Source organism: Caulobacter sp. GW821-FHT11E10, from assembly GCF_058808375.1.
In genome coordinates, this window is sequence record NZ_JBXARP010000008.1 from 170,815 (window position 1) to 194,705 (window position 23,891).

The 23,891-nt window shown below is 71.9% G+C and carries 22 protein-coding genes; 21 read left to right on the top strand and 1 reads right to left on the bottom strand.

Annotated elements, in window-relative coordinates; translation table 11 throughout:
- Window positions 1–13: 13 nt before the first annotated feature.
- Window positions 14–559 carry a hypothetical protein gene (locus AC1RRV_RS17900; RefSeq protein ID WP_492860995.1) on the bottom strand — a complete coding sequence of 182 codons (546 nt, stop codon included), beginning with the start codon at window positions 557–559 and terminating at the stop codon, window positions 14–16.
- Window positions 560–811: 252 nt separating this feature from the next.
- Between AC1RRV_RS17900 and AC1RRV_RS17905 the strand changes: the two genes are divergently transcribed.
- From AC1RRV_RS17905 to AC1RRV_RS18005, 21 genes are all read left to right on the top strand, one after another.
- Entirely contained in the window at window positions 812–1,231 is a 420-nt protein-coding gene (locus AC1RRV_RS17905) for a hypothetical protein (RefSeq protein ID WP_492860996.1), read from the top strand.
- Window positions 1,228–1,779 carry a hypothetical protein gene (locus AC1RRV_RS17910; protein ID WP_492860997.1) on the top strand — a complete coding sequence of 184 codons (552 nt, stop codon included), beginning with the start codon at window positions 1,228–1,230 and terminating at the stop codon, window positions 1,777–1,779. The genes AC1RRV_RS17905 and AC1RRV_RS17910 overlap by 4 nt, the downstream gene beginning before the upstream one ends.
- Window positions 1,779–2,573 carry a hypothetical protein gene (locus tag AC1RRV_RS17915; protein WP_492860998.1) on the top strand — a complete coding sequence of 265 codons (795 nt, stop codon included), beginning with the start codon at window positions 1,779–1,781 and terminating at the stop codon, window positions 2,571–2,573. Before AC1RRV_RS17910 ends, AC1RRV_RS17915 begins: the two co-directional genes overlap by 1 nt.
- 35 nt (window positions 2,574–2,608) lie before the next feature.
- Window positions 2,609–3,085 carry a hypothetical protein gene (locus tag AC1RRV_RS17920; protein ID WP_492860999.1) on the top strand — a complete coding sequence of 159 codons (477 nt, stop codon included), beginning with the start codon at window positions 2,609–2,611 and terminating at the stop codon, window positions 3,083–3,085.
- Window positions 3,067–3,576 (top strand): hypothetical protein, encoded by a 510-nt coding sequence (locus tag AC1RRV_RS17925; protein WP_492861000.1) that lies wholly within the window; start codon window positions 3,067–3,069, stop codon window positions 3,574–3,576. The genes AC1RRV_RS17920 and AC1RRV_RS17925 overlap by 19 nt, the downstream gene beginning before the upstream one ends.
- A 3-nt stretch (window positions 3,577–3,579) precedes the next feature.
- Entirely contained in the window at window positions 3,580–5,508 is a 1,929-nt protein-coding gene (gspD, locus tag AC1RRV_RS17930) for a type II secretion system secretin GspD (protein ID WP_492861001.1), read from the top strand.
- A complete protein-coding gene (locus AC1RRV_RS17935) occupies window positions 5,486–6,208 on the top strand; it encodes a hypothetical protein (protein WP_492861002.1) in 723 nt (240 codons plus the stop codon). The genes gspD and AC1RRV_RS17935 overlap by 23 nt, the downstream gene beginning before the upstream one ends.
- Window positions 6,172–6,618, top strand: a complete 447-nt coding sequence (gene gspG / locus AC1RRV_RS17940; protein WP_492861003.1) for a type II secretion system major pseudopilin GspG — start codon at window positions 6,172–6,174, stop codon at window positions 6,616–6,618. The genes AC1RRV_RS17935 and gspG overlap by 37 nt, the downstream gene beginning before the upstream one ends.
- Complete coding sequence (locus tag AC1RRV_RS17945; RefSeq protein ID WP_492861004.1) at window positions 6,615–7,358, top strand: prepilin peptidase; 744 nt, start codon at window positions 6,615–6,617, stop codon at window positions 7,356–7,358. Before gspG ends, AC1RRV_RS17945 begins: the two co-directional genes overlap by 4 nt.
- The gene (locus AC1RRV_RS17950) at window positions 7,337–9,037 is read left to right on the top strand and encodes a GspE/PulE family protein (protein WP_492861005.1); all 1,701 of its coding nucleotides are present in this window, start codon (window positions 7,337–7,339) and stop codon (window positions 9,035–9,037) included. Before AC1RRV_RS17945 ends, AC1RRV_RS17950 begins: the two co-directional genes overlap by 22 nt.
- The gene (locus AC1RRV_RS17955) at window positions 9,030–10,232 is read left to right on the top strand and encodes a type II secretion system F family protein (protein WP_492861006.1); all 1,203 of its coding nucleotides are present in this window, start codon (window positions 9,030–9,032) and stop codon (window positions 10,230–10,232) included. Before AC1RRV_RS17950 ends, AC1RRV_RS17955 begins: the two co-directional genes overlap by 8 nt.
- Window positions 10,233–10,323: 91 nt before the next feature.
- A complete protein-coding gene (locus AC1RRV_RS17960) occupies window positions 10,324–10,755 on the top strand; it encodes a hypothetical protein (RefSeq protein ID WP_492861007.1) in 432 nt (143 codons plus the stop codon).
- Window positions 10,756–10,929: 174 nt separating this feature from the next.
- Window positions 10,930–11,565, top strand: a complete 636-nt coding sequence (locus AC1RRV_RS17965; protein WP_492861008.1) for a hypothetical protein — start codon at window positions 10,930–10,932, stop codon at window positions 11,563–11,565.
- A complete protein-coding gene (locus AC1RRV_RS17970; protein WP_492861009.1) occupies window positions 11,562–13,100 on the top strand; it encodes a hypothetical protein in 1,539 nt (512 codons plus the stop codon). The genes AC1RRV_RS17965 and AC1RRV_RS17970 overlap by 4 nt, the downstream gene beginning before the upstream one ends.
- The gene (locus AC1RRV_RS17975) at window positions 13,097–14,662 is read left to right on the top strand and encodes a hypothetical protein (protein WP_492861010.1); all 1,566 of its coding nucleotides are present in this window, start codon (window positions 13,097–13,099) and stop codon (window positions 14,660–14,662) included. Before AC1RRV_RS17970 ends, AC1RRV_RS17975 begins: the two co-directional genes overlap by 4 nt.
- On the top strand, window positions 14,659–15,213 hold the full coding sequence (locus AC1RRV_RS17980) for a hypothetical protein (RefSeq protein ID WP_492861011.1): 555 nt from the start codon (window positions 14,659–14,661) through the stop codon (window positions 15,211–15,213). Before AC1RRV_RS17975 ends, AC1RRV_RS17980 begins: the two co-directional genes overlap by 4 nt.
- On the top strand, window positions 15,210–17,942 hold the full coding sequence (locus AC1RRV_RS17985) for a hypothetical protein (protein ID WP_492861012.1): 2,733 nt from the start codon (window positions 15,210–15,212) through the stop codon (window positions 17,940–17,942). The genes AC1RRV_RS17980 and AC1RRV_RS17985 overlap by 4 nt, the downstream gene beginning before the upstream one ends.
- A complete protein-coding gene (locus tag AC1RRV_RS17990) occupies window positions 17,939–20,524 on the top strand; it encodes a hypothetical protein (RefSeq protein WP_492861013.1) in 2,586 nt (861 codons plus the stop codon). The genes AC1RRV_RS17985 and AC1RRV_RS17990 overlap by 4 nt, the downstream gene beginning before the upstream one ends.
- Window positions 20,521–20,907 carry a hypothetical protein gene (locus tag AC1RRV_RS17995; RefSeq protein WP_492861014.1) on the top strand — a complete coding sequence of 129 codons (387 nt, stop codon included), beginning with the start codon at window positions 20,521–20,523 and terminating at the stop codon, window positions 20,905–20,907. Before AC1RRV_RS17990 ends, AC1RRV_RS17995 begins: the two co-directional genes overlap by 4 nt.
- The gene (locus AC1RRV_RS18000; protein ID WP_492861015.1) at window positions 20,904–23,132 is read left to right on the top strand and encodes a hypothetical protein; all 2,229 of its coding nucleotides are present in this window, start codon (window positions 20,904–20,906) and stop codon (window positions 23,130–23,132) included. The genes AC1RRV_RS17995 and AC1RRV_RS18000 overlap by 4 nt, the downstream gene beginning before the upstream one ends.
- Window positions 23,129–23,860, top strand: a complete 732-nt coding sequence (locus AC1RRV_RS18005) for a hypothetical protein (protein WP_492861016.1) — start codon at window positions 23,129–23,131, stop codon at window positions 23,858–23,860. Before AC1RRV_RS18000 ends, AC1RRV_RS18005 begins: the two co-directional genes overlap by 4 nt.
- The last annotated feature ends 31 nt before the right edge of the window (window positions 23,861–23,891 follow it).

A 23,891-nucleotide genomic window follows, 5' to 3' on the forward strand; every position in this document is an offset into this window, starting at 1 on the left:
CGCCCCGCGAGCGTTAATTTTTGTTAAAATCCAAGAGGTAGACCCCCGAAAATTTTTTCGGCGAGGCTGGAAGGCAGGTTCGCAACGCCTCGAGGGCGGCGGCCTCGGCCTGAAGCTGGGTGCGGTCGAGCGCCCGCCGGTCATTGCGGATGACTTTGGGAGGGCCACGCAGACGACCCAGCATATCCAAATCGATCTGTAGACGGACATTGGCCTGACCCGGAACCGCGACGCGCCGCCAGCAGGGCTCGACCACGCCCCAGAGAGCGCCCGCCGCCGGCCCGCCGCTACTGGCCGCCGCGGCGGACTTGCCGTCGGCCGCCTCGCCCTGAGCCTTGGACGGCTGGCGGCTCTTGCCCGCGCCTTCGCCGAGCAGCTCTTCCAGCGAGGTGGAATGCGACGGCGCGCTGGCCGCTTGAACAGGCATCGTCTCGGGGCTCTGGACGTCCAGCCTGGCCAGCAACCGAGCGGCCGGATCGGATTGAGCGGGAGCGGCCGCCGCCGAGGCTGAAGCGGCCGCGCTGGACGACGCGGTCGCCGGCTCGAGCGTCACCTCCATGGCCGCCACATCCCCGATCCGATCTCCCGCGGACACGGCCCGGCCGCCGTCTCCCCATGGCAGCAGGACGGCGAAACCCAGAGCGTGACCGGCGATCGAGACGCCAAAAGCGACCCCTCGCCGACGCGCGTTGGGTCGCTTCGCGCGCGCGGTTCGCTCTCCCATCAATCGCACTCCGCTCCGCAAAAAATCCCCGGTTGCAGCAGCGCCTATATGTGCTAGCTGCACTGTGCAAGCTGTGGGGGCGGCGTCGTGAATATCGGTGGTTGTGTCGCGAGATTGGCTGGCAAGGCCTGTGCCGGACCGACGTCGCGCGCCCTCGACGAGGGCTATGTCGCGGCCGAAACGCTGATGGCGATGCTGATCTTGTGTGCCGCCCTGGCCTTTGGCCTCGTGGCTTTCGTCAAGGCGCAGGCGGCGGGCGAGGCCGCGCGCGACCTGCGGCGCGCCCACGGACTGGCGTGGGCTCAGATGCATCGCAACCTGGCCCAAGAGGGGGAAACTCTCGGCCAGACCGCCGACTTCAACTGGCGCACGACGCTGCGCGACATCGGCGCTCCCGGATTGGTCCAGGTCTGCCAGCGCATCATCACCGTGGACGGTCGATCGCCAGACGCGCGGCGCTACGCGCTCTCCGCGCTGGAGGCCTGCCCACCGAAAACCCAATCGTGAACGAGGACGGCTACAGCTTGACCGACACCTTGGCGGCCCTGGCCATCCTGGCCCTGGCGATCACGGGACTGACGGCGGGTTTGGCCGTGCTGGCCCGCCTCCAATGGATGACCGAAGGCGCCACCGCGGACGCGCGCGCCATGGCGCGCGCCAGCGGCCTGCTCGACCAGGTCCTGGGTCAGGCCGGTCCTTTCAGCAATCGGGACCAGCGCTTCCAGGGCGACGCCGACGAGTTCAGCTTCGCCTGCCAGGAGCGGCTTTGCCGCGGCCGACTGGAAGCGATCGGACAGCAGACCCGCCTTACGGTCTGGGGGGACGACGGCGTTGAGCGGGGCGTCTCGCTGCGCGGAAGCCCGTCCCTGCGCTTTTCCTATTTCGGGTCCCGGACGCAGGGACCGCTCTGGCCTTTGATCACGGATCAGAGCCAGCGCCTCAAAGGCCTCGCGATCGTGGACACGGCCAAGGACCGCCCCGTGGCGACAGTCAAGCTGTGGAGAGACCAGCCGGCGGTCTGCGAGTTTGACGTGATTTCGCAGGATTGCCGATAATGGACGACAGCGGCGCCTTCATCGACAACCGAGCCTCCAACGCACCGCCGAAGGTGTTCACGCGCGTCATCATGGCGCCGCCCGGGCCGCCTTGGCGACAGCGTCAGATGGCGATGCTCGAAGCACGCCAGAGTGCGCCGATCGCGCTGTCGGACGTGGCGTTCCGACTACAGCGAATGGGGATGTGGGACGGCCGGTCGGCTCGCTTCATCGCCTTCTACGTTCGCACGGTGGACTTCCATCAGAGCATCGTCACGGACCTGCAGGTCGATGGAGAAACCATCCGCCTCAGGATGCCCCACCCGAGCGAGGAGAAGCGCCGCTCGGCGACCGTGGCGCTGATCGGCGGCCTGACGGCGCTGGTCGTCGTCGCCTGCGCGGCGGCCTTCGCCAGCGCGGCCAGCCAGCGCGAGAGCCTCACCCAGGCCGTCGACGCGGCTGAACGCCAGGCCACCTCGCGGCTGCGACAGGCGCAGGGGGCCAACCGGCGCGCCAAGGAAGCCGCGGCCCTCGCCGCGGCGTCGCGCAACGACCATCGCGTCAGCGAGGTTCTCGCCGACATGAACTGGGTCGCGGCCAATCGCGCGCCCGGCTCGCGCCTGCAGGCCTTCCATTGGGAGGACGGCGCCCTGGCCTTGGAGTCGATGGGATCCAGCCCTCCGATCGACGCCTGGGACCGCCCGCTCATCCGCTCGGCCAAGCCGCTTCGTCCCGGCGTCTGGGCGTGGGCCGCGGCCAGGCCCCGCGCGCTCAAGCCCGCTGTCGCAGCGCCCGTCGCGAGCCAGATCCGATGAACTCTCGCGCCTCTCCTTCGGCTCAAAGCCTCAGCTTGGCGGCGCTGGTCCTGGCGGTCTGCGCCGGCGGCGTCTTCTTTGGCCTCGCCGCCTATTCCCAGCCCGAAGACTTCGCCACCCGTGTCGGCAATCTGCAGGATCGCGCCGAGCAGATCACACGGCTGTCGCGCCTGTCTCCAGCCGCCCGCGCCTACGCCGCCGGCGAACTCTGTCCGGCATCCTCGGACGAGGCCCTGGCGGTCGTGGCGTCCTCCTTGCAAGGCCAGGCCAGCCAGCTTGGCCTGGAGGTGGTCAACTTCAATCTCTCTCCGCCGGCGGAGATCGGAGACACCGCCGCGCGGGTCGATTTCCAGAGCGAGTACGCCGGCTCCTATGAATCGGCGTCGCGCTTTCTGGCCACCGCCGGCGCCGGCGCCCCTCGCCTCTTCGTCGACCGGGTGGATCTGATCGATCGCACCTCTGCCGTTTCCCTCAGGTTCGCAGGACACTTCTATTGTTCGACAGGAAACTGATCCTGAGCGCCGCGCCCGTGGGCGTCGCCCTGGGCGCGGCCATGTGGCTGGCGCTGGGCCGCGGCGGCCCGCGCGCGGAAACGCTGGAGCACGTCCAGGCCGAGCTTTCGCGCATGCGGCCGGCCACCGCGCGCGCGACGGGTCGCGCCGGCCAGATGAGCCTGGCGGCCGCGCCGCTGTTCGGACCGGCGGCCGGTGAAACCGTCGCGCCGGAGGCCAGCATCGCCTTGCAGGGCATTGTCCGCACCGCGCGCCGCCAAGCCGCCCTCGTGGTCATCAACGGCAAGCCCCCCGAGTGGCTGGGCGTTGGAGAAAGCCGCGACGGCGTCACCCTCGAGTCGCTGTCGACATCGACCATCACCGTGGTCTCGGCCAACGGCGCGCGGGAGGTCGGTTTTGGCCCCGCCGGCGCCCTGCCCGGTCCCGCGTCGGAACCCTCGTCCAATTTCAAGAGTCCGCCGCCGCCCGCGAGCGCGCCAGGAACGCCATAAGTTATGATCCGACGTCTCCTCGATAGCGGTTCACGCCGCGCGGTCACGCCCCTGTTTCTGCTGGGCCTCGCATTGGGCGCCCCTCTGGTCAGCGCGCCGTCCCTGGCCCAGGCGCAGGCCAGCGCGAAGGCCGAGACCTATCTCTTTTCGTTCCAGGACGCCGACATCGCCAAGGTCGCCCAGGAGGTGCTCGACACCGTCAACGCGCCCTACGCCATTGACCCGGCCGTCACCGGGCGGATGTCGCTGCGGATCGATCAGCGGCTCACCAAGGCCCAGTTGATCCAAGCGCTCGATGCGGCCCTGGCGGCCTACGGCGTGACCATGGTGCGGGAGAACGATCGCCTGTTCATCACGCCGATGGCCAAGGCGCGCTCGTCGGCCAGCGTGCGCCCCTATCAGGAAGGCGCCAAGCGGCTCGGCTACGAGATCGTCGCGGTGCCGCTCTCCTACGCCCAGCCGAGCGAAGTCGCCAAGGCCATCGAAACCATCGCCGGCAAGGACCTTCTCCTCGTCCCCTACGACAAGCTGGGGCTGATGGTGATGGGCGGCGGCGGGCAGGATCTCAATTCGGCGCTCGAGACGTTGAAGGTGTTCGACCAGGACGTCTTCGCCGATAGCAAGGTCCGCTGGTTCCCTCTCAACCAAGCCTCGGCCGTCACCGTGGCCGGCGAGCTCGACCGCCTGATCCAGGGCTCGGGCGCGGCGGGCGTCAGCGTCGTGCCGATGAAGCGGCTGAACGGGATCATGGCGTTCGCCCGCTCACCCAACGTGTTGGACCAGCTGCGCAAGTGGACGACCCAGCTCGACATCCCCGACAGCCAGGCCGCCAGTTCCCTGTGGATCTATCACCCGCGTCACACCAACGCCGAAGCCCTGTCCCGCACCTTGTCGGCGATCATGATGGCCGATCGGCGCGCGCCCGAGGATGGGTTTGGCGCCCCTTCCTCATCGAACGCCGCCGCGGTTCCGAGCGCCGCCGGCGTCGATCGGAAGACGGGCGGCGGCGGCTCCATGGAGGGGGCGTCCACGGTCTCGGACTCATCCGGCCGGATCACCGTCGACAAGGAAAGCAACACGCTCTTCGTAACGGGCAGCTCCAGCGATTGGATGAAGGCCCAGCGCATCCTGGCGGAAATTGATCGCCTTCCGGCCCAGGTCCTGGTGGAGGCGTCGATCGTCGAGGTCACGCTGGGCGACGATTTCCGGTTCGGCGTCGACTGGTCGGTGCTGTCGGGCGACTTCAAGCTCACGAGCATCAACAACAAGACCGGCGCGGTGACCCCCAGCTATCCCGGCGCGTCGGTCACCTTCCTGCACGGCAATATCCAGGCGGCGGTCAATGCCCTGGGATCGGTGGCCGCCATCCAGGTGGTTTCGGCGCCGAAGATCATCGTCCTGGACAACAAGACCGCGCGGATCCAGGTCGGCGATCAGGTTCCGACGGTCAGCCAGTCGCAGCAGAGCACCTCCAACGGCGGCGCGCCCCTGCTCAATTCGATCGACTATCGCAGCACGGGCGTTCTGCTGTCGGTGACCCCCCGCATCAGCGGCGAGGATCGCGTCAGTCTCGAGGTGTCCCAGGAGGTCAGTTCGGTCGCCAAGACATCCTCTTCCAGCATCGACTCGCCGACCATCCAGCAGCGGCGGTTCGAGAGCGCGCTGACGCTGCAGAGCGGCGGCGTGGTGGCGCTGGGCGGCCTGATCAGCACTAATCTTTCGGAATCGCGCTCCGGCGTGCCGGGGCTCAAGTCCATTCCGATCGTCGGAGATCTGTTCAGCAGCAGCGGCCGAAACCTGTCGCGAACCGAGCTGATCGTGCTGATGTCCGCCAAGATCCTGCGCGACGAGCCGTCGACCAGCGCGGCCATGACCGACCTCTATCAGGACATGAACGAACTGCAGCGCCGTGGCCTCCTTCCCCAGCGCTAACGATCCCGAGGCGGGCTACGCCACACCCGCGGCGCTGGTGATCGCCCTGACGATCTGCACCATCGCCGCGGCCTTGCTGGCCCGAAGCGTTTCGGAGCTGCGCGCGGCGCGGCGTGAGTTCTCGGAGCTTCGGCGGCAAGCCGTTCTCGATGGCGGCCACCTGCTGGCCGCCGCCGCCATCGTTTCCAGCCAGCGCGAGGGTCCCTATCACTGGACCGTCGCGTCAGAGGCCGGTCGCCTGGACATCCTCGCCGAGGAAGAGGCCGACAAGCTTGGTTTCGCGCCGGCGGCGGATCTGCCCGAGGCGGTGTTCGCCGAGTTGGGCGTGACCGACGCCCCGGCCTTGCGGGGACGATTGGCCACGGCCGGCCCCGAGACGGCCGTTGGAGACCTGGACGCCGCGCCGCTCTGGCGCGCTTGCGCGCCGAGGTTCATCTCGGCCTTCAGTGTACGGAGCACTTATGATTTCGTGGCGCCCGCCGAGCCGGGCCCGGGACCACTTCCGCCTTCCTGGCGCATCGGGGAGGTTTGGCGCGTGAGTATTGCAACCCCCGATGGATGGCGCGACAATAGGATCGTGCGGTTCACCGGCGATGCGCTTCGCCCCGCTGCAACTGTTACGCGGCGTCTTTATCGAACCGACCTGACGGGGGAGCTACAAGCTTGCGAGGAACTGCTAAACGGCCTAGCCGCTGGCTAGGCGAGGCCGACGACGGCTATACTCTGACCGAAATGCTGGTGGTGATCGGCGTGATCGCGCTCATCGCGGCGGTCCTGACGCCCAGCCTGCTGGGCAACATGCAGCGGGCCCGAGCCAAGACCGCCCAGATGCAACTGCAGACGATCTCCGCCGCGGTGGAAACCTTCCGCAGTGACGTCGGCCGCTATCCCTCCCAATCCGAAGGCCTGAACACCCTCGTGGCGACGACGGACGATGTCGAGGGCTGGACAGGTCCCTACTTGAAGAACGCGCGCTACCTTCAGGATCCCTGGGGGCGAAGCGTTCAGTACACGCTCGACACGACCGGCCAGGGTTTCACCGTCCGCAGCCTCGGCGCGGATGGCGCCGCGGGCGGCGACGGCGCCAACCGGGATCTGACCGCGCCTTGACGCCACCGCTTGCCAACGCTCTGGCCGGGTTTGTCCTGGGCGGCGTGGTCGGAAGCTTCGTGACGAATTGGGCGCTTCGGCGGACTCGCGGCGAGCAAGCCTTTGTCGGCCGCTCGGCGTGCGAGGCCTGCCGTATCCCGTTGACCTTCGCGCAGACGGCCCCGTTCGTGTCCTACCCGGCGCTCGGCGGCCGCTGCGCCGGCTGTCGGGCGACGATCGATCCTGTTCATCCCGCCGGAGAAATCGCGGGCGGGATGATCGGGTGTCTGGTCGTCGCGGCCCCGAGCCTCGGCCAGAGCGCGCTCCTCGGCGTGCTGGGTTTCGCCCTGCTCGCCGCCGCCGTGATCGACGCGAAGATCTTTCGCCTGCCCAACCTCCTGACAGGGCTGGTGGGTCTGGCGGGCCTGGGCCTCGCTGTCGCCCGCGACGCGCTGGTCGCGGGTGTTCTGGCGGCCCTTGTCGTCGGTCTTTCGCTGCTGGCGGTCAATCGCCTCAGCGCCCGACGTGGCGGCGCGGCCGGCCTTGGACTGGGCGATGTGAAGCTCGCGGCCGCCCTGGCGCTTTGGCTCGGCGCCTTGAGCGCCCCGATGCTGGCGCTCGCGTCCCTGATGGGCCTGGCCTTCGCCGCCGCCACCAAGCCGGCCGATCGGCGACTTGCCCTGGGCCCCTGGATCGCGCTCAGCGCCCTGCTGGTCGGCCTTGGCCGCGAGTGGCGCCTTTGGCCAGAGTTGTTGACATGATGGGCGCGCCGAACCTGGAACGATCGCGCGCCGAGGTGCTCGCCCATCTCACGGCCGAGGGTCTGGTGGATTCCGCCGCGGTCGCGCGCGCCGAGGTCGTGGCCGCGCGTACGCGCCAGCCGGTGGAACAGGTCCTCAATCAACTCGGCAGCCTTTCGGACGATGACCTCGCCGAGGCCTATGCGAGCACCGGAGCCTGCGAGGTCTGGACGCCATCGCGTCAGCCCGTGTCCATCGCGACCAGCGAGATCGGCGTGTCGGCGGACTATCTCCGGCGCGCGCGCCTGCTTCCCATCCAGCGCGACCAGCAGCGGATGCTCTGCGCGGCGTGCGACCCGCTCGACGACGAGGCGCTGTCGGGCCTGGTCTTCGCCACCGGCTGCACGATCACGGTGCTAGCCGCCCGCCCCGCCGAATGGCGACGCGAATTCGACCGCGCGTTCGGCGGCGAGACGGTCGACGCCGCGCCCGACGAGCGGCGGCTGGCCAACGAGATCGACCTAGTGTCCGACCGCGCCTCGGACGGCGCGGGCTCGCGTCTGGTGGCCGACGCCTTCGAGGCGGCCATCGCCGCCAACGCGTCCGACATCCACTTCGAACCGACCCGCCACAACTTCCGCATCCGCCTGCGTGTCGACGGACGCTTGATCGAGCACAAGGTGGTGTCGCTGGACCTCGCCGCGCCCGCGGTCTCGCGCATCAAGGTGATCGCGAACCTCAACCTTGGCGAACGACGCTTGCCGCAGGACGGGCGGACAAGCTTCGTGGTTCAGGGCCGCCAGGTGGACGTTCGCGTCGCGACCTCGCCCACGGTCTTCGGCGAGGCGGCGGTTCTGCGTCTGCTGGATCGCTCGAACGTCCCGCTGGACCTCGACGCCCTGGGCTTCAGCCCGAACGTGATCGACGTCATTCGACAGGCCACGCGATCGGCCCACGGCATCTTCCTGGTGACGGGGCCAACCGGCAGCGGCAAGACGACCAGCCTCTACGCGGTCCTGCAGTCCTTCGTGGGCCTCGAGCGCAAGATGCTCAGCATCGAGGACCCGGTCGAATACCATTTCGACCACGTCACCCAGACCCAGACCGCGCCCCACCTGGGGCTGACCTTCGCTACGGCCCTGCGCTCCTTCCTGCGCCAGGATCCGGACATCATCCTGGTGGGTGAAATCCGTGATCCCGAGACGGCCGCCGTCGCCATCCAGGCGGCCATGACCGGCCATCTGGTGCTGGCCTCGGTTCACGCCAACGACGCCCTGGCGGTCCTGCCTCGCCTTCGCGACATGGGCGTCGAGCCCTACCAGCTCGCGGCGGGCTTCAAGGGCGCGGTGGCCCAACGGCTGGTGCGCAAGCTCTGCCCGAAATGCGCCACCGAGGCCCCGCCAAGCGAGAGCGAGATCCTGTTCATCGAACGGGCCGGCCTCGAGGCGCCCGAGCGGGTTCCCAAGGCCGTCGGCTGCCGCGCCTGCAAGCAGACCGGGTTTCGTGGACGCGTTCCGATCGCAGAGGCCTTCGTGGTCGACGAGCCGCTCTTGCGCGCGATCGCCGATCGACGCTCCGGCGCGGAAGTGGAAGAGATCGCCAAGCGCAACGGTTGGCGCTCGATGCTGGATGATGGCCTGGGCAAGGCCCTCGCCGGAGTCACGACGGTCGAGGACGTCATGGCGGTGATCGATGGCTAGCGAGCGTCAGTTCGCCTATGGCGCCGTCGATGCGACCGGTCGCGACCGTAAGGGCCTGGTAGGGGCGTCCAGCAAGGCCGAGGCCTTCATGATGCTTCGCGCCGACGGCTTGGCGCCGCTCTGGATCAAGCCCGCCAAAAACAAGAAACTTGCGTCCGTGGGCCGCCTCGGCGACCGCGAGACCGCCGACTTGCTCGGCAATCTGGCCGAGCTGCTGGTCGCCGGAGCCGACATCCGGACCGCGCTGGCGATTCTGGGCGCGCGCGCCGACCGGCCCGCGATCCAACAGGTCTGCCAAGCCCTGGCCAAGGACATCGGCGGAGGCGAGGCCCTCGACCGCGCCTTCGGCCGTGGCTTCAGCCGTCACCAGGCGCTCGTGGCCGCGCTGGTCGCCGCCGGGGAAACCTCCGGCGACCTGCCGGGCAGCCTGCGGCGCACCGCCCAAATGGTCGAGGCCCGCCTGAAGCTACGCGAGCAGCTTGTCTCGGTGCTTGCCTACCCCGCCTTCGTGCTGCTGAGCGCCGTGGCCGCGCTGCTGGTCATCCTCCTGGTGATCGTACCGACCCTCGCGCCGTTGGTCGCCGATCTTGGCGGCGAGCCGCCCGCGGCGATGCAGATGATGATCGCCGCGAGCGACTTCCTGCGCGACTTCGGCCTGTTCGTCCTGGCCAGTCTCGCGCTCGCCGGGGGCGCTATTGGCCTGGCCGCCAAGCTTCAATGGCTGACCGCGCCGATGGAGCGCCTGTTCCTGGACGGCCCAGCCCAGCGCACCGCCTCCAGCGTGGTCTATGGCGGCTTCTCGATCGCCCTGGGCACCATGCTCGCGGCCGGCGCCCCGATGAACGAGGCGCTGCGCTTGGCGACCAAGGCGATCGGCGTCGGCGTGGCCCGTCAGCGCCTCGACCTGGTCGGGGTGAAGGTGCGCCAGGGAGAGTCGTTGTCCGCGGCCCTGTCGCGCGTGAAGGGCTTTCCCAACGCCATCGTTCGTCTGGCGGCCGTCGGCGAGGCGTCGAGCTCCCTGGGTCAGATGCTCAGTCGCGGCGGAACGCTGGAAGAAGACGGCGCCCTGCGGCGCATCCGCGCCATCGGCCAGATCGCGGGGCCGGCGCTCATCGTGTCGATGGGCGTGTTTCTCGGCCTGCTGATGGCGGGTTTGCTGTCGGGCATATCGCAGATGGGGCAGGGAATCAGCTGACGGCCGCCGTCTCACGCGTGAGCATCCGGCTCCGGGGCCCCGATGCGTCTGACCGCTGGCCAGCGAGACCCGTACGCGCTACGCCGGAGGCATGACGAGCAAGCCTGATGCGCCGCGGCGCCTGATCGACCTCCCTGGCGTCAGCGACCTGGAATACAGGGCGCTGCTGAAGCGAGACTTCGCCGAATCCGAGGCCCGGGCCGAGTTTCCGGAGATCAACGCCTGCGTCAGCGCCCTGTTCGGCCTGACCCCGGACGAGGCCGAGGCGGTGGCGCGACCGTCGGACTGGGACGACGTCGAAACCCACCCTCCGGCCGCGCAAGTCGCCGCGTTCGAGGCCGTGGGCTGGGACGTCACCGACGACAAGCGCCGCCCCTTGCGCGTCCTGGGCCATTTCTGCGCGCCGCTGTGGTTGGCGATCCGAGGCGTGGCCGGAACCCTGCCCTTCAAGCCGGAAAGCATCGAGCCGGAAGCCTGGATGTCCAAGCTCGAGGCCGAAGCCAAGCGCTTTCGCAAACGCTAGCCGATCCTGACGACCGCGCCGGGCCAAGGCCCGCGACGCCTCGCCCAGCCCACGGCCACGCTTGTTCAGGCGCGCTTCATGTTGGAAGGCGGATGCTCCGATCCTCGCGGACGGCAAGCCCTCTGATGGGCTTGCGACCGTCTCCGCTTGCCCAACGGCGACAAGGATCGAGCGATGGCGGACGGCCATTTTCCAGACGTCGAACTTCTGCGGCGCGAACTCGCGGCCCTGATCCTGGAATGGGCCGGGAAGGCGGTGAAGGACGACCCGGACGGGCCGATGTCGACCGCCCTGACCCGCGCGGTGAGCGAAGCGGCTAGAACCGCTGTCGCCGAACAGCACCAGGTCCTGGCCGCCGACGCCGCTGATCGGATCGTCGAGGCGCTAGAACGCCGGGGCAAGACTGGCGACCATCTCCGCCCTTGGCTCCTGGGCCTGCTCGCCATCACCGCGGCCGCCCTGCTGGCCGTCGCCTTCCTGCTCGGCTTGCGGATGGGGCGGACCGAAGGCGCCCTCCCCGCCACGCCGGCGACAGGCGCCGCCGCGCCCATCGCCCCGATCGCGCCGCCGGTCGACGAGCCGGCGCGAACCGCCTCGGTCCCGGCCGCCACGCCGCCGCCGATCGTCCGCGCCAAGCGTCCCGAGCCCGACTCCGCCAAGCCCGCCAAGGCCGCCAAGCCCGCCACGCGCCCGCCGCCGCGCGAACTGGGGCGCCCCGCCCCGGCCAGCGATGAGGCCAAGCCCGGTTCGACCCAGCCGGTCGGCGCCGCCACGCCGCCCCCGGCTTCGACAGCGCCGACGCCGCGATGACCGCCCTGGCCCCCACCGCCGTCATCGGCCCGAAGGCCCAAGGCCGCAACTACGGCCTGCGCCGCTACGCCGGTCCGCGCCTGACCTCCGAGAGCCAGGCCCGCCTGGCCGACTTCGCGCTCTCGCTGGCCGGATGGGCCATGCTGCGACGCCTCCGCTTCGTCGCCATGCTGCCGCTGGCCGCCGACAGTTCGTCCTTCGCCGTGGCCAGGGCGCGCCATCTGGGCGAGGGCGAGCTGGGGCCCGTGGCCGTCGCCCATCTGCTGATCGTCGACGCCGCCCTGCTCGAAGCGCTCGACTGGGCCTCGCCGCGCCTGCTGGCCCTGTTGCCCGAACCCGAGGACGCCGCCTTCGGTCTCAAACCGATCCTGATTTCGCCGAACGAACTCGCGAAGCCCTTGGTCCGCCCCATCGCCGCGCCGCGCGTCGGTTGGGGCGATGTCGCCGTCGATGTCGGCGAGGGGGATCCTGAAGCCACGCTCCGCGCCCTGGTCGAGGGCGTGGACTCCCCCGCCCACCGGGCGCGCATCACCGGCTGGGCCAGCACCAGTCTGATCGCGCCGGCGGGCGATCTCGACCCCGCCCGCGTGTTCAAGCTGGTGACCCACGCCTCGGCCGAAAGTCCGGCGGCGTTCCAGGCGACGCATGAACTTCTGTCGCTCAAGGCCCTCGCCGAACCGTCCCTGGCCTGGAAGGCGTGGCTGAAGCTCGCGGCGATCGCGGAGCGCGAACCGGCCGCCGCCGCCCTGCGCTCGGTGCAATGGTCCCAGGACAAGGCGCGCCTGCCCGCCGACGACGTGATGTTCGAGGAGATCGCCTCGGCCTGCGCCAACCTGGCGCCCCCGGCGATGATCGCCTTGCTGCGCGCGGTGATGCGCCACGCCGACGGCGCCGACGCGGTCAGCGCGGCGTTGCGCGATGGCGTGTCCGAGACCTTCAACGCCCTGGTCGCCGTCGCCGACGCCGAGGGCGCCGCCTTCTATGTGCGCGGCCTGATCGACGGCCCGGACCCGGTCTCCCTGACGGCCTTGCCCGGCCTGGACGCGGTGATGGCCAGGCCCGCCATCGCCGCCTGGCTGGGCGACATCGCCGGTCGCCTCGATCTCGCCGAGGTGGCGCGCCTGTGGGCGGCCCAGCTGGCGGCCGAGCCCGCCTTCGCCGAGTCCGTCATCGTCGCCGGTCCCGCCTTCCTCGACACCGTGCTGGACGCCGCCCTGGCCCGCCTGGACGACGAGGACGCACGCCGGCTCGCCGGAACCCTGTTGCGCCTGCATTGCCTGCGTCCCGCCGTGGACGGGGCCCGGGTTCGCGCCGGCCTTTCGGCCCTGCTGGCCAAGCCGCCGACCAGCGCGGACGCCGCCCTCGCCGATCCGGGCGTGTTGGCGGCCGCCAGGACCTTCGCCCCGGAGCTCTCGGCCACGCTGGCGGCGCGGGCCATTCCCACTGGCCTGCGCCAGGCCCAGCGCCCGGACGAGTTCACCCGCGCCGCGTGGGCCCTCGTCGCCGCGGCCAGCGCGGGGGGAACGGCGCCATGATCTATTGCGAGATCTGCACCAACGAGTTCTCGGGAGAGGACTTCGCCGACTGCCCGCACTGCGCCCTGGCCGAAGGCCGCGCGCCGACGCCGGCGGTCCGCGCCCTGGACGCTCCCACCCCCGGGGTGACCATGGGCGAGGTGATCGACACCCTTCGCCGCATGACCCCGCCGCTCCAGCCGCCGCCCCCGGCGTCGACAGAGCCGCAGGCGCCCGAGGGCCTCAGCGAGAGCCTGCGCGCGCTCGTCGAGCAAAAGGTCGATCAGGCGGCGGCCGCCGCGGCGGAACTGCCCTCCTTCGCGCCCGCGCCGCCAGAGGACGAGGCCACCGCCAACGGCCCGATCGTCGGCCACGCCGCCCGCGAGCTGGACGTCGAGACCCTGCGCCGCATTCGCGAGTCCGGCGTGTTCACCGTCGTGCTGCTGGGTTTTCCGACCGCCGGCAAGACCTGGTTCCTCAACCGACTGAAGTACGAGCTTCAGGAGGGCGACGCCTATGCCTGCTATCCGCGTCGCGCTCCGCCCGGCGACGTCGAGAACACCGTGCTCTTCACGGCCCACCGCTTCCGCAAGGGCGCCAACGACTTCTACGTCATCGACATTCCGGGCGAGCGCTTCCTGCGCGCGGTGGAGGGCTCGTTCCTCGGCGAGTCCAACACCCTGATGCGGCACGTCATCTATACCGGCCAGGCCTTCCTGACCCTGTTGCCCGCCGACGAGACCCTGCTGTCGGAGCTGGCCCACGACGTCCTTTGGCGACGCGCCGCCGCCGGCGGGACCGCGCCCGTGGACCCCGCCAGCCTGCCGCCGGCCCAGGCGCTGATCGAACGGACCGATGCGCTCAAGCGTTTGATCTCGCAGGCGCGTAAGGCGACGGAGGCGGGCGATGGCAAGGCGCAGGCCAAGCTCAAGGCCCTGGTCCGCGAGCGCCGTCGCCTGCTGGAAGGGGGGGTCGAGCAGGCGATGCAGCGCCTGGCCTCCAAGCACGAGGAACTCGGCGAATATATCAGCGGCGTCGGCCTCATGGCCCAGCTGATGGTGGTGATGGAAGAGCGTGGCGGCCCCGATCTGGATCCCTCGATCGACGCCTACGCCGTGTTTGATCGCAGCCGCGACGCCGAGCGCAAGAAGCCCGCCAAGCCGATGTTCATCGTCCTCTCCAAGAGCGACGACCTCACCCATCGTTCGGACGCGGTGCAGCTGCCGATCCGCAGACTTCTGCAGGGCCATCCGCGCGCGGCTCACCTGCTGCGCATCCTTCGGCGCGAACCGCACAAGGCCGACGCCTTCGCGACCCTCAACGCCCTGCGCCCCGGGGTCGCCCGCCAGATCGACGAATGGTTCGCCTTCGCCAGCTTCCAGTTCGCCACGGCCTTCGAGGGCGTGGCCCGGGGGTCCAAGACCATCAACTACAGGCTGGGCCACGTCGGGGTCACCGAACTGATCCGCGCCCTGATGCGCCTGAAGGAACACACCGAGAAGCGGCGCGCCTGGGACGGCGTGGCGGGCCTGTTCCGACGACGCCCGGCGGCCGAGGCCTCGCTCGCGGAGCCCGCCCCATGAACCGGCATGGCGGACCCTGGCGGCTGGTCACCAACGGCCTCGTGGCCGTGCTGGCCATGATCGCGGTCGCCTGGGCTTGCGGCCTGACGCCCAGTCTTGGAACGGCGACGGTCGGCGCGGCGCCGACCCGTGGCGGCGGCCCCTGGATCGAGCGCCTGGGCCTGTCGCAACTGGAGCCCTGGTCATCGCCGACCCCGGCCTTCGCCGAACGCCTGGCGGCCCTTGGCGACACGCCGCAAGCCGCGGCCCTGAGGCGCAACCTCTGCCAGGGCGGCGGCATGGACGCCGATCCCGCCTTCCGCGAGGCCCGGCGAGCCCTGGCGCGCAACGACTCCGGCCTTTGCGCGGCGCCCATGGCGCGCGTCACCGCGGTCTCGCCGGTGATCGTGGCCCTCGGTCCGCGCCTCGGCTGGCCGTGCCTGATCGCGGTGTCCGTCGCGGGCCTCGGCCTGGCCCTCTGGCGCCTCCTGGCCCTCAAGCGAACCCATGACCGTTGGCGGTTGCTGGGCCGGTCCACGTTCGGGGCGGCGCGGAGGGCGGGCAGCGGATGAGCGGCGTCCTGCTGGGTGCGGTCTGCCTGGCGCTTGGCCTGGCGTTCTGGCGTGTGGCGAGCGACGGCGCTTCGGCGCGGCGAAAGCCCTCGGCCGCGCGGGTCGCGGCCCTGGTCGTCGGGATCGCCGCGCCGGCGGCCCTGATGCTGGGATGCCTGTCGACGGCGGCCGTCCAGGGCCGCACGGGCGAGCTTCGCGTATCGCTGCTGCGGCTGACGGCCGAGGTCCGCCAGTTCCCGCTGCGGATCGGCGGCGACGCCAGTCGCGACGACCTCGTCACGCCCCGCCTGCCCGCCGGCTTCGCCACGGTCGAGCCCGATCTTTCCCGCAGCGGCGACACCCCGCCCCTCGCGCTGGTCATCGCCGGCTCCGACACGGCGCCCCCGCAGGTCGTGATCGGCCTGCGCCAGGGTCGACGCCTCACCTGGCCCACCGCCCTGGCCTTCGCCCCGGGCGACGCCGTCTGCGTCCAGGCGCCTTGCGAGCGCGACGGCGCGCCGTGGGCCGTCCTGCGCGGGCGCGTTCTGGTTCCGGCCGAGTGGCGCGACGGCGCGGTGACGCCCCGCCCCGCGACCGCCGCCGGTCCGCCCATGCCGGAGCGCAAGACCCTGCTGGCCTTCAGTGGCGTCAACGATTGGACGCCCCTGCAGGCGATCCATCCGTTGCGCGATTTCTTCCCCCGGCCGAGCGCCGGCGAGGTCGCCGCCGGGCTCGCGGACTGCGACCGCTGGCTCTGTGTCGGCAAGGGCGCCGCGCGCGCTCCAACCCGCAGCTTCCTGTTCCAGCGCGGCGGCTTTCGCGGCTCGGCCTGGGCGATCATCCTGGCCGATCCGGGCGCGCGCATCGCGCGGGGCGGACGGGTCGTTCCCTATGCGCCGGCCTCCGCCATCCCGCTGGGCGCGGGGATTCGGGCCGAGATTTTCGAGCCGCGCTTCGTCGACGGCGTCCTTGACGGACCGGACGACCGACGGGGCCGCCTGCAACTTCGCCGCAGCGTGATCCTGGCCGAGCGCGACGGCCAGGCCCAGATCAGCTTCGCGACCCCGCCGACCGAAGTCGTCGGCCGCTGCGAGCGCGGCGCGGCGCCACGCCGCCTTGGGCTCGAAGCCGCCGTCGTCGGCGGCCTCACGGCCGACGCCCTTCGCGCGGCGCCGCTTCTGCCCCAGGGGCCAGCCTGCGGCCGCTTCACCCACGCCAAGCTGGATGTCCCGGCCGCCGGACCCGCCCTGCGGACGGCGCATCTGACGCTCGACCGGCTGGCCGCGCCCTGGCCCGCGATGCTGATCGTCCTGGCCTGGGCCGCCGGCGTCCTCCTGGTCTGCCGGGACCTCTTCCACCGCCGCCCGACCTTGTGGGCGATCCTGAGCCTGCTGCAACTGCTGCTCGCCCTGCGCCTGCTGATCGGCCTCGCCGCCGCCCAGGCCGATCCGACTCTGGACTGGCGCGAGATCCTCGGCGACGCCGCCATCGCCTATGTCGCCGTCCCGGCCGCCCTGCTGGCCTGGGCGCGGGCCGGCGAGCCGCGCAGGCCCGGCGACCTGACGCTCGACCTGGCCCCACCGCTGGCCGCCTTCGCGGTCCTGGCCTGGACCCGCCACCTCAGCGTCCTGAGCCTGTTGCTGCTGGCCGGCTGGGGCCTCGCCCTGCTCTGGCGCGCCGTCAGCGCGCCGCCGGCGTCCCTGGGTCGCCGCGCGCCCCAGAAGCCCGGATCGCCATGGTTGTCCGGCGCCGTGCTGCTCGTCATCGTCCTCCTCGTCCGGCTCGCGGTCGGGGCGGTCGGCTGGAAGGAGCGCATCGACCTTGGGGTCACGGTGCTGGCCATCAGCGTCGTCTATACGCCCTTGATCCTGCTCGGCTTCGGCCGCCTGCTGGCCGCCAGCCAAGCCCGGCCGGAGGGGTGGGGTCGCCCGATCGCCTTCTGGGCGCTGCTGGCCATGGCCACCTTTGTCGTCCCGCTCACCGTGCGCGACAGCGGCTACGCCCTGATGTTCCTGCCGATCGCCGGGGTCGCCGCCGGCCTGGCCTGGCGTCGACGCATCGCGCGCTTGCCGTGGGCGGCGCCGGCGGCCGCGGCGATGGCCGCCCTCCTCGTGCTGCCGACCCTTGGCGCCATCGGGGCCGCCCGCGCCGACCGCCTCGGCCAAACCGCCCAGATGTCGCGCGGCCTCAGCGACGAACAGGCCCTGGCCTCGCTGGAGGGCCAGGCCAAGGCCAGCCAGAACCTGCTGCGCCTCTATCTGATCGCCGCCCCCGAGGCCCTGGGGTCGGATGTCTCCACCGAGGCCGAGGGTCTCAAGGTCTGGTCGGCGCAGCTTTCCGACTACACCGGCTCCGTGTTCGGACGCGGCTATCTGTCGCCCGCCAACCTGACCGCCCTCAAGCCCGTGCAGGCGACCGACAACCTCACCGCCGTCCACCTGATGTCGCCGTTCGGACGCCTGGCGACCGGCCTGTTCCTGGCCCTGCTGGCCGCCGCGCCGATCGCCGTCGGAGCCATGACCCGCTCGGCGTCCCTCGACACGCGGCGCGCCACCGGACTTCTGGCCCTGTGGTGCCTGTTCGGCGCGGCCGCCTACATGACCCTGGCCAACCTGCAGCTGGTCCCCTTCACCGGTCGCAACGCCTACCTCCTGGCGCCGACCTCCGGCGGCGACCTGCTGGAGGGCGCGATCCTGTTCGCCCTCGCCGTCTGGGGCCTGGCCGAACGGTCGTCGGAGGCGAAGCGATGAGCCGCCGGCCGAAACGCGGCGCGGCCTGGCTCCGCGCCCTCGCCATCGCCGGCCCCTTGGCCGCCATCATCGGCCTGGTGGCCGGCGCGCCGGCGGTGCTCGCCGCCCTCGGTCGGCCGTCGGGCCAGGGCCTTACGAGCGGCTACGACCGCCTGGTCGACGCCATCGCCCAGCGACAGTGGCTGGCGGTCCGCTACGACGCCGAGGGCGAGCCCCGGATCGTCCTGCGCGACGGACCGGTCGGCAGGGACCGGCGCCTGCGCGCCTTCGTCAACGCCTCCTATCTGCGCGGCGACCTGCAGGATCCGTCGGTCTGGCGCCTCAGCGACGACGGCCAATGGGTCGAGGGCATCGATCCCTACGCCCACCATATCGACCGGCCCTTCACGGGCGGCGGCGCCTGGAGCGGGCCGATCCAGTTCCGCGGCGGTCCGGCGCCGGGCTTGCGCCTGCTGCCGCTCGGCGATCCGTCGCCGACCCCGATCCTGCTCGAGCCACGGGGCGCGCCCGCCCCCGCTTGCGACATCCTGATGCCGACGCGCCGCGTGAGCGCGCCCGGACCGCGCCGCGCCCTCTCCATCTGCCTGAAGGACGGCGACGCGCCGCCACACGCCATCGGGTCGCTGATCCTGGTCGGCGACCAGGCCGTCGTGCGTGTGCAGGTCCCGTCGATCCTGGAGATCCGGGTGGGCGCCCGCGACGTGCGGCCGCGCGCCGATGGCGATGTGACCCTCACGCCCTTGGCCCCGGGTGAAACCCTCACCCTGCGGACCGGCCAGTCGGTGCTGCGCCTGCGCCTCGATGGCGGCGCGGCCGACATCGCCCACAGCGAGCCTTCCGGGGCCCGCGCCTACTTCCCCGCCCTGCGGCCCCTGGCTCAACCGCTCGAGCGGGTCATGGCCGGTCGACCGCCCGCGCCCCTGCGGTTGTCGCTCGACGCGCGCCTGCAACAGGCGGCGCAGGACGCCCTGGCCGCCGGCGTCGCCACCGTGCGGTCCAGCGGACCGCCCGACGCCAAGCCTGAACCCGCCGACGCCTTCAAGGCCGCGGTGACGGTCATGGACACCACCAGCGGCCAGGTGCTGGCCGTCGCCTCCTGGCCTCTGGCCGAAGCCGATCTCGCGCCCGCCCAGCGCCGCACGCGTCGCGGCCAGAACCTGATCGCCCAGAACCACAATCTCGAACGCCTGCCCGTCGGCTCGATGGCCAAGGGGCCGTTCTCGATGGCGATCCTCGACGCCGACCCCGCCCTGGCGACCCTGAAGATGCAGGGCGGCGCCACCGGCCGGGTCCGCACGGTGCTGGGGATGGATCTCGGCAAGGGCGGGTTCGACAACCACGGCCTCGGCATGACCGACTTCCCGAGCTTCCTGGAGCACTCCAACAACCGATACGCCCTGGCGCTGATGATGCTGGCCTATCGCGACCTCTCCGGGCCGTCGCCGGCGCCGCGCGTCCAACCGCCGCCCGTGGAGGCCTGGTCGCTGGAGGGACGCAGCCGCACCGACACGCCGCCCCTGCCGGTCTTCGGCGAGGCGACCACGCCGGGGCCGTTCGGTTGGATCCTGCGCCCCCCGCCCGGACGGGGTCCGGCCTGGCCCGATCGCCTGGCCCGGCTGTTCGAGCTCGACGCCGGCCAGGGCGGCGGCTGCCGCTACGACGTCGCCGTCTGGCGCGGCCTGACCGGGGCGACGCCGCCCTGCGCCTCGCCCCTGGCCGGCGGTTCGCCCGAGCGCGAGCGCCTGGGCTTCGACGCCATCGCCTCGTTCCGCAACGACTATCTGATGGCCGTGCTGGGCGGCAGCCGCTCGACCTGGAGCACGGTCAAGATGGCCGAGGTCTATTCGCGGATCGTCACCGGCCGCCAGGTGCGCGCCCGCTTCACCCCCGCCGCCAGTCCGCCGGCGGACGACCTGCCGATGCGCAACCCGGGGACGCGCGCGACCGTGCTCGAAGGCCTGTCGCGCGTGGTCAAGAGCGGCACCGCCGCCTGGCTCGGCCGCGAATTCGCCGGCATGGGCTACGGCGCCGACGTGACCCTGTTCGGTAAGACGGGCACCATGAAGGTGGCCGGCGAGGCCCCCAGCGAGCCCGGCGCGGCCCTGCTGCGGCAGCTGGCCCGCAGCGACTGCGGCCTGCGATGGGACGCGGCCGCCGGGACGCTCAAGTTCGGCTTCGTCGCCCCCCGCGACCAGGCCGAGGCGACACGGCAGATCCTGGAGCTCAAGGAGACCCGCTGCCGGGTCCGGGTCGCCGGGCGGCCTGACCTGGCGCGGGAGGCGGCGGCCGAAATGCAGCGCCATGCCTGCGGCTATCGCCATTGCCAGCCCAGCGACTTCGAACCCCTGCCGGACGGCCGTGTCGTCGACCTTCCGCTTCGGCCGGCCGAGCCGCCGCTGCTCGACGGTCACGCCATCGCCGTCGTCGCCGTGCGCCAGGCGGACGGCCGGCCGGCGCGGGGCCTGACCATCGTGGTCAATCTGCAGGACAAGCGCCAAGCCGAGAGCCCGGCCCTGGCGATCGCCGCGGCGATCCTGCGCTCGCCCGGGGCCCATGCCTGGATCGCGGGGAGCGGGACATGAAGCGCTGGGCGCCCTTCCTCGCGATCGTCGCGCTGTGGCTGGCCGCCATCGGACTTGGCGCCTGGATGGCCCGGCCGTCGCCGGCCCCGCGTGTCGAGGCCGAGGCCCCGCGATGGCTCACCGTCAAGGTCGCCGCCGACAGCCCCGCCGCCCGCGACTGGCCGCACTTCTTCGCCTGTTCCGGCCTCGCCGGCGACCCCGCGCTGATGCGCGCCACGCTGGGCCTGAACGGCGGCGGCGCGGAAAGCGTTTGGCGTCGTGATGGTTCGGACACGCCGATCCGTGTCGCCCTGGCGCCCGTCGAGACCCCGTCGGCGCCCGAGGCGGACCGGATCATCGAGGCGGCGACCCGGGCCGTCGCCGATTGTGGAGAGATCCCATGACGTTCCTCCACGCCGAAGCGCCGCTCCGCCTGAAGGTCGATGGCTTCCGCAAGCCGCTGCGCCTGACGGCGCTGCGTCGCGAGGGCGCCTTGGAGACCTTCTCCGTCCTTCAGGCCGATGGAGGGGGAGAGCCGCTGGAGGCCGTGCGCTTCGTCCCGGAAGGCGCCGTGCTAGAAGCCGGCGGCCGCCTGACGGCGATCCCCGAGGCGGCCGAAGCCTATGCGGCGGCGCTGGATGAGTTCGAGGCGCTCGGGAAACGACTGCGGGAGGCGGCGCCCCACGCGGCCCTGCCGGTCGAGGCGGTCGTCCGGTCGGCGGAGGGCTGCTTCTGGCTGCAAAGGCCCGCGGGCGTGACGCTCGAGGCGTGGCTGGCCGATCATCCCGGGCCCGTGTCCCAGCCGGTCGTCGCCGCCTTCGCCCACCGCCTGGCGAGGGCGCTGGAGGAACTGCACGCCATCGGCATTGTTCACGGAGACCTGTCGCCCCGAGCCGTGCTGGTCGGCGATGGCGAGGTTCGCCTGACCGGCTTCATGGTCGATCGTCGTCCCTTCTTCCGAGCCCTGCGCGGCCAGCGCGGCCTGGTCGAACCGGGCTATGCGCCGCCGGAAGCCCATGACGGCGCCCTTCGGCATCCGATCGGCCCGGCCGCGGATCTCTATGCCGCCAGCGCCCTTCTCCAGCGCCTGCTGACCGGCCGCGCGCCGCCGGCCGCCAACCTCGCCGCCCGCGTGGGCGGGGACAACGCCTGGCCGACCGAGGCGACCGCGTCCCCTGCCTTGCGCGCCGGGATCGAGGCCGGCCTCGCGCCGGTCGCGACGGCCCGTCCGAACAGCGCGGCGGCCTGGCTCGCGGGCCTTGGTCTCGGCGCCGAGGCCGCCGACGGCGCCTGGTTCGACGGGCTGGCAAGGACGCCTCCCGTCACCCCGCCGCCCGAGCCGGAGCCCGAGCCGGAGCCCCACCCGCTTGACCTGCCGCCCCTGCCCTCGACCCAGCGCGATCCCGTCGAGCCGCCACGGGAAACCATCGAGGCCCCGCTGAGGCTGGCCCGCGATGCGCCTGCCCGTCGCCGGTTTGGCCTGTGGGTCGGCGCGGCCGGGATCGCGGCCGTGGCCGTCGCGGCCGTCGCCTTGGTGGCGCCCAAACTCGGTTCACGCCCGCCGGCTCCGACGCGCGCCGATGCGCCCCAGGCCGCCGCGCCGGCCGGCTGCCAGTGGCTCGCGGCCGCCGACGGCTGGCGTCTGCGCTGCGCGGATGCGCCGGCCCAGGGCCTGCGCCTGCCCGAACGGTTCGACGCCGAGACAACGGCGCGCGCCTCGGCCGGCGAACCGGCCGCCATGGAACGACTGGGCGCCTTCTACCGCCTGCGCGCCGCCGAGACGGCCAACCCCAATCGCGGGGCCTACGCCTACCAAGCCCTGGGCTGGCTGCAACGCGCCGCCGCGACCGGGGACGACGGCCGGCCCGATACGGCGCGGGCGCGCGACGATGCGGCCTTGGCCCTCGGCCAGATGCTGGCCCGTGGCGAAGGCGGCCGCGCGCCCGATCCTGTCGCCGCCGAAGCGCGCCTTCGCCAGGCCGCCGCCGGCAGCCGCGCCGACGCCGTGCTCGCCCTGGGCCAGCTCCTGGAATCCCAGGCGGACGGAGACCCCGATCGACTGGCCGAGGCGCGAGGCCTCTATGCCCGCGTCGCCCAACTCGGCGACGCCTCGATCCTGCAGCGCGAGGGCGAGCGGGGCCTGGCTCGCATCGACGCGCTCGCCAAGCCGCCGCCGGTCGAGATCGCGGCGCGGCCGGAGCCTCCGGCGGAGCAGCCCATCAAGCAAACGCCGGCGGAGAGTCCAGCGCCCACGCGGAAGCCCGCGCCCAAGGCCAAGCCGCCCGCCAAGATCCCGGCCAAGGTCGTCGCGACGCCGCCAACCGCCAAGGCCGCCCCGCCCAAGCGCGTCGCCGCGCCGGTCGTCCGCGCCCCACCGGTGACGACACCGCCTCGCCGCGCCATCGCGCCCGTCCCGCCCCCCGTCATTCGCACCTGGACCGCCTCGACCTTCATCAAGGTCGATCCGACGACGAACTTCTCGTCCTCGGTAGAGCTGGCCGGCCGCGCCGCCTGCGACAGCGAGGGCGGGGACACCCTCTCGGTCCGCGCCGGCGACACCATTTGCCCGAACGGCGTCAACTACTGCCAAGTGCGCGCCGTCGCGACCTGCCAAGGAACCCGACCATGATCAAAGCGACGCGATCCTTCGCGGCGACCACCGCCGCCCTGCTCCTGGCGGGCGCGACCCAGGCCCAGGCCCAGAACAGCTTTCGGGGCGATTGCGAGCAAGCCAGGCGGTTCGCCGAATCCGTCGCCTTCAAGGCCTCCTACCGGGGCGTGCAGCGCATGACGCCGCAAGCGGCCGATCCGTGCGGGCGCGATGTCGTCGCGGTCTACGACCTCAAGCGGCGCGAGGAATCCAACGCCAACTACGACCTGATCGGCCGCTACTACTATCTGTGGCCCGACAACACCGCCTGCCGCGAGGAGGTGCACGACCGCCTGAGCGGCGTCGCGCGCATTACCCAGGAGGTGCGGCCCAACGGCTTGCTCTGCGAGGTGCAGCTCAACCTCGAATTCGACGTGACCAAGGACGAGAAATACGGCCCGAACCGTTTCGCCAAGCTCGTCACCCTGATCGGCGCCGACACCTCCCGCTTCGCCGCCACCGCGCCGGGCGAGACGGGCGCGACGGTCTTCTACGAAGCGCCGGCCCATACCGTCGACCGCGCCGCCGGCCCGGCCGACGAAGACAGCGAGATCGTCACCGATCGCAGCGCCCCGCCGCCGCCCGCCGTCGCCCGGCCCTTCACGATAAACCGGCGCCAGTTCTTCGATCGGCGCATGGGTCGCTTCTACTTCTACGATCCGGTGCGCGAGGCCTATTTCTGGGAAGACGGCGAGCCTCGCGACTAGGGTCGCGGGGAACGCGGGCCGCCCCTGGCGT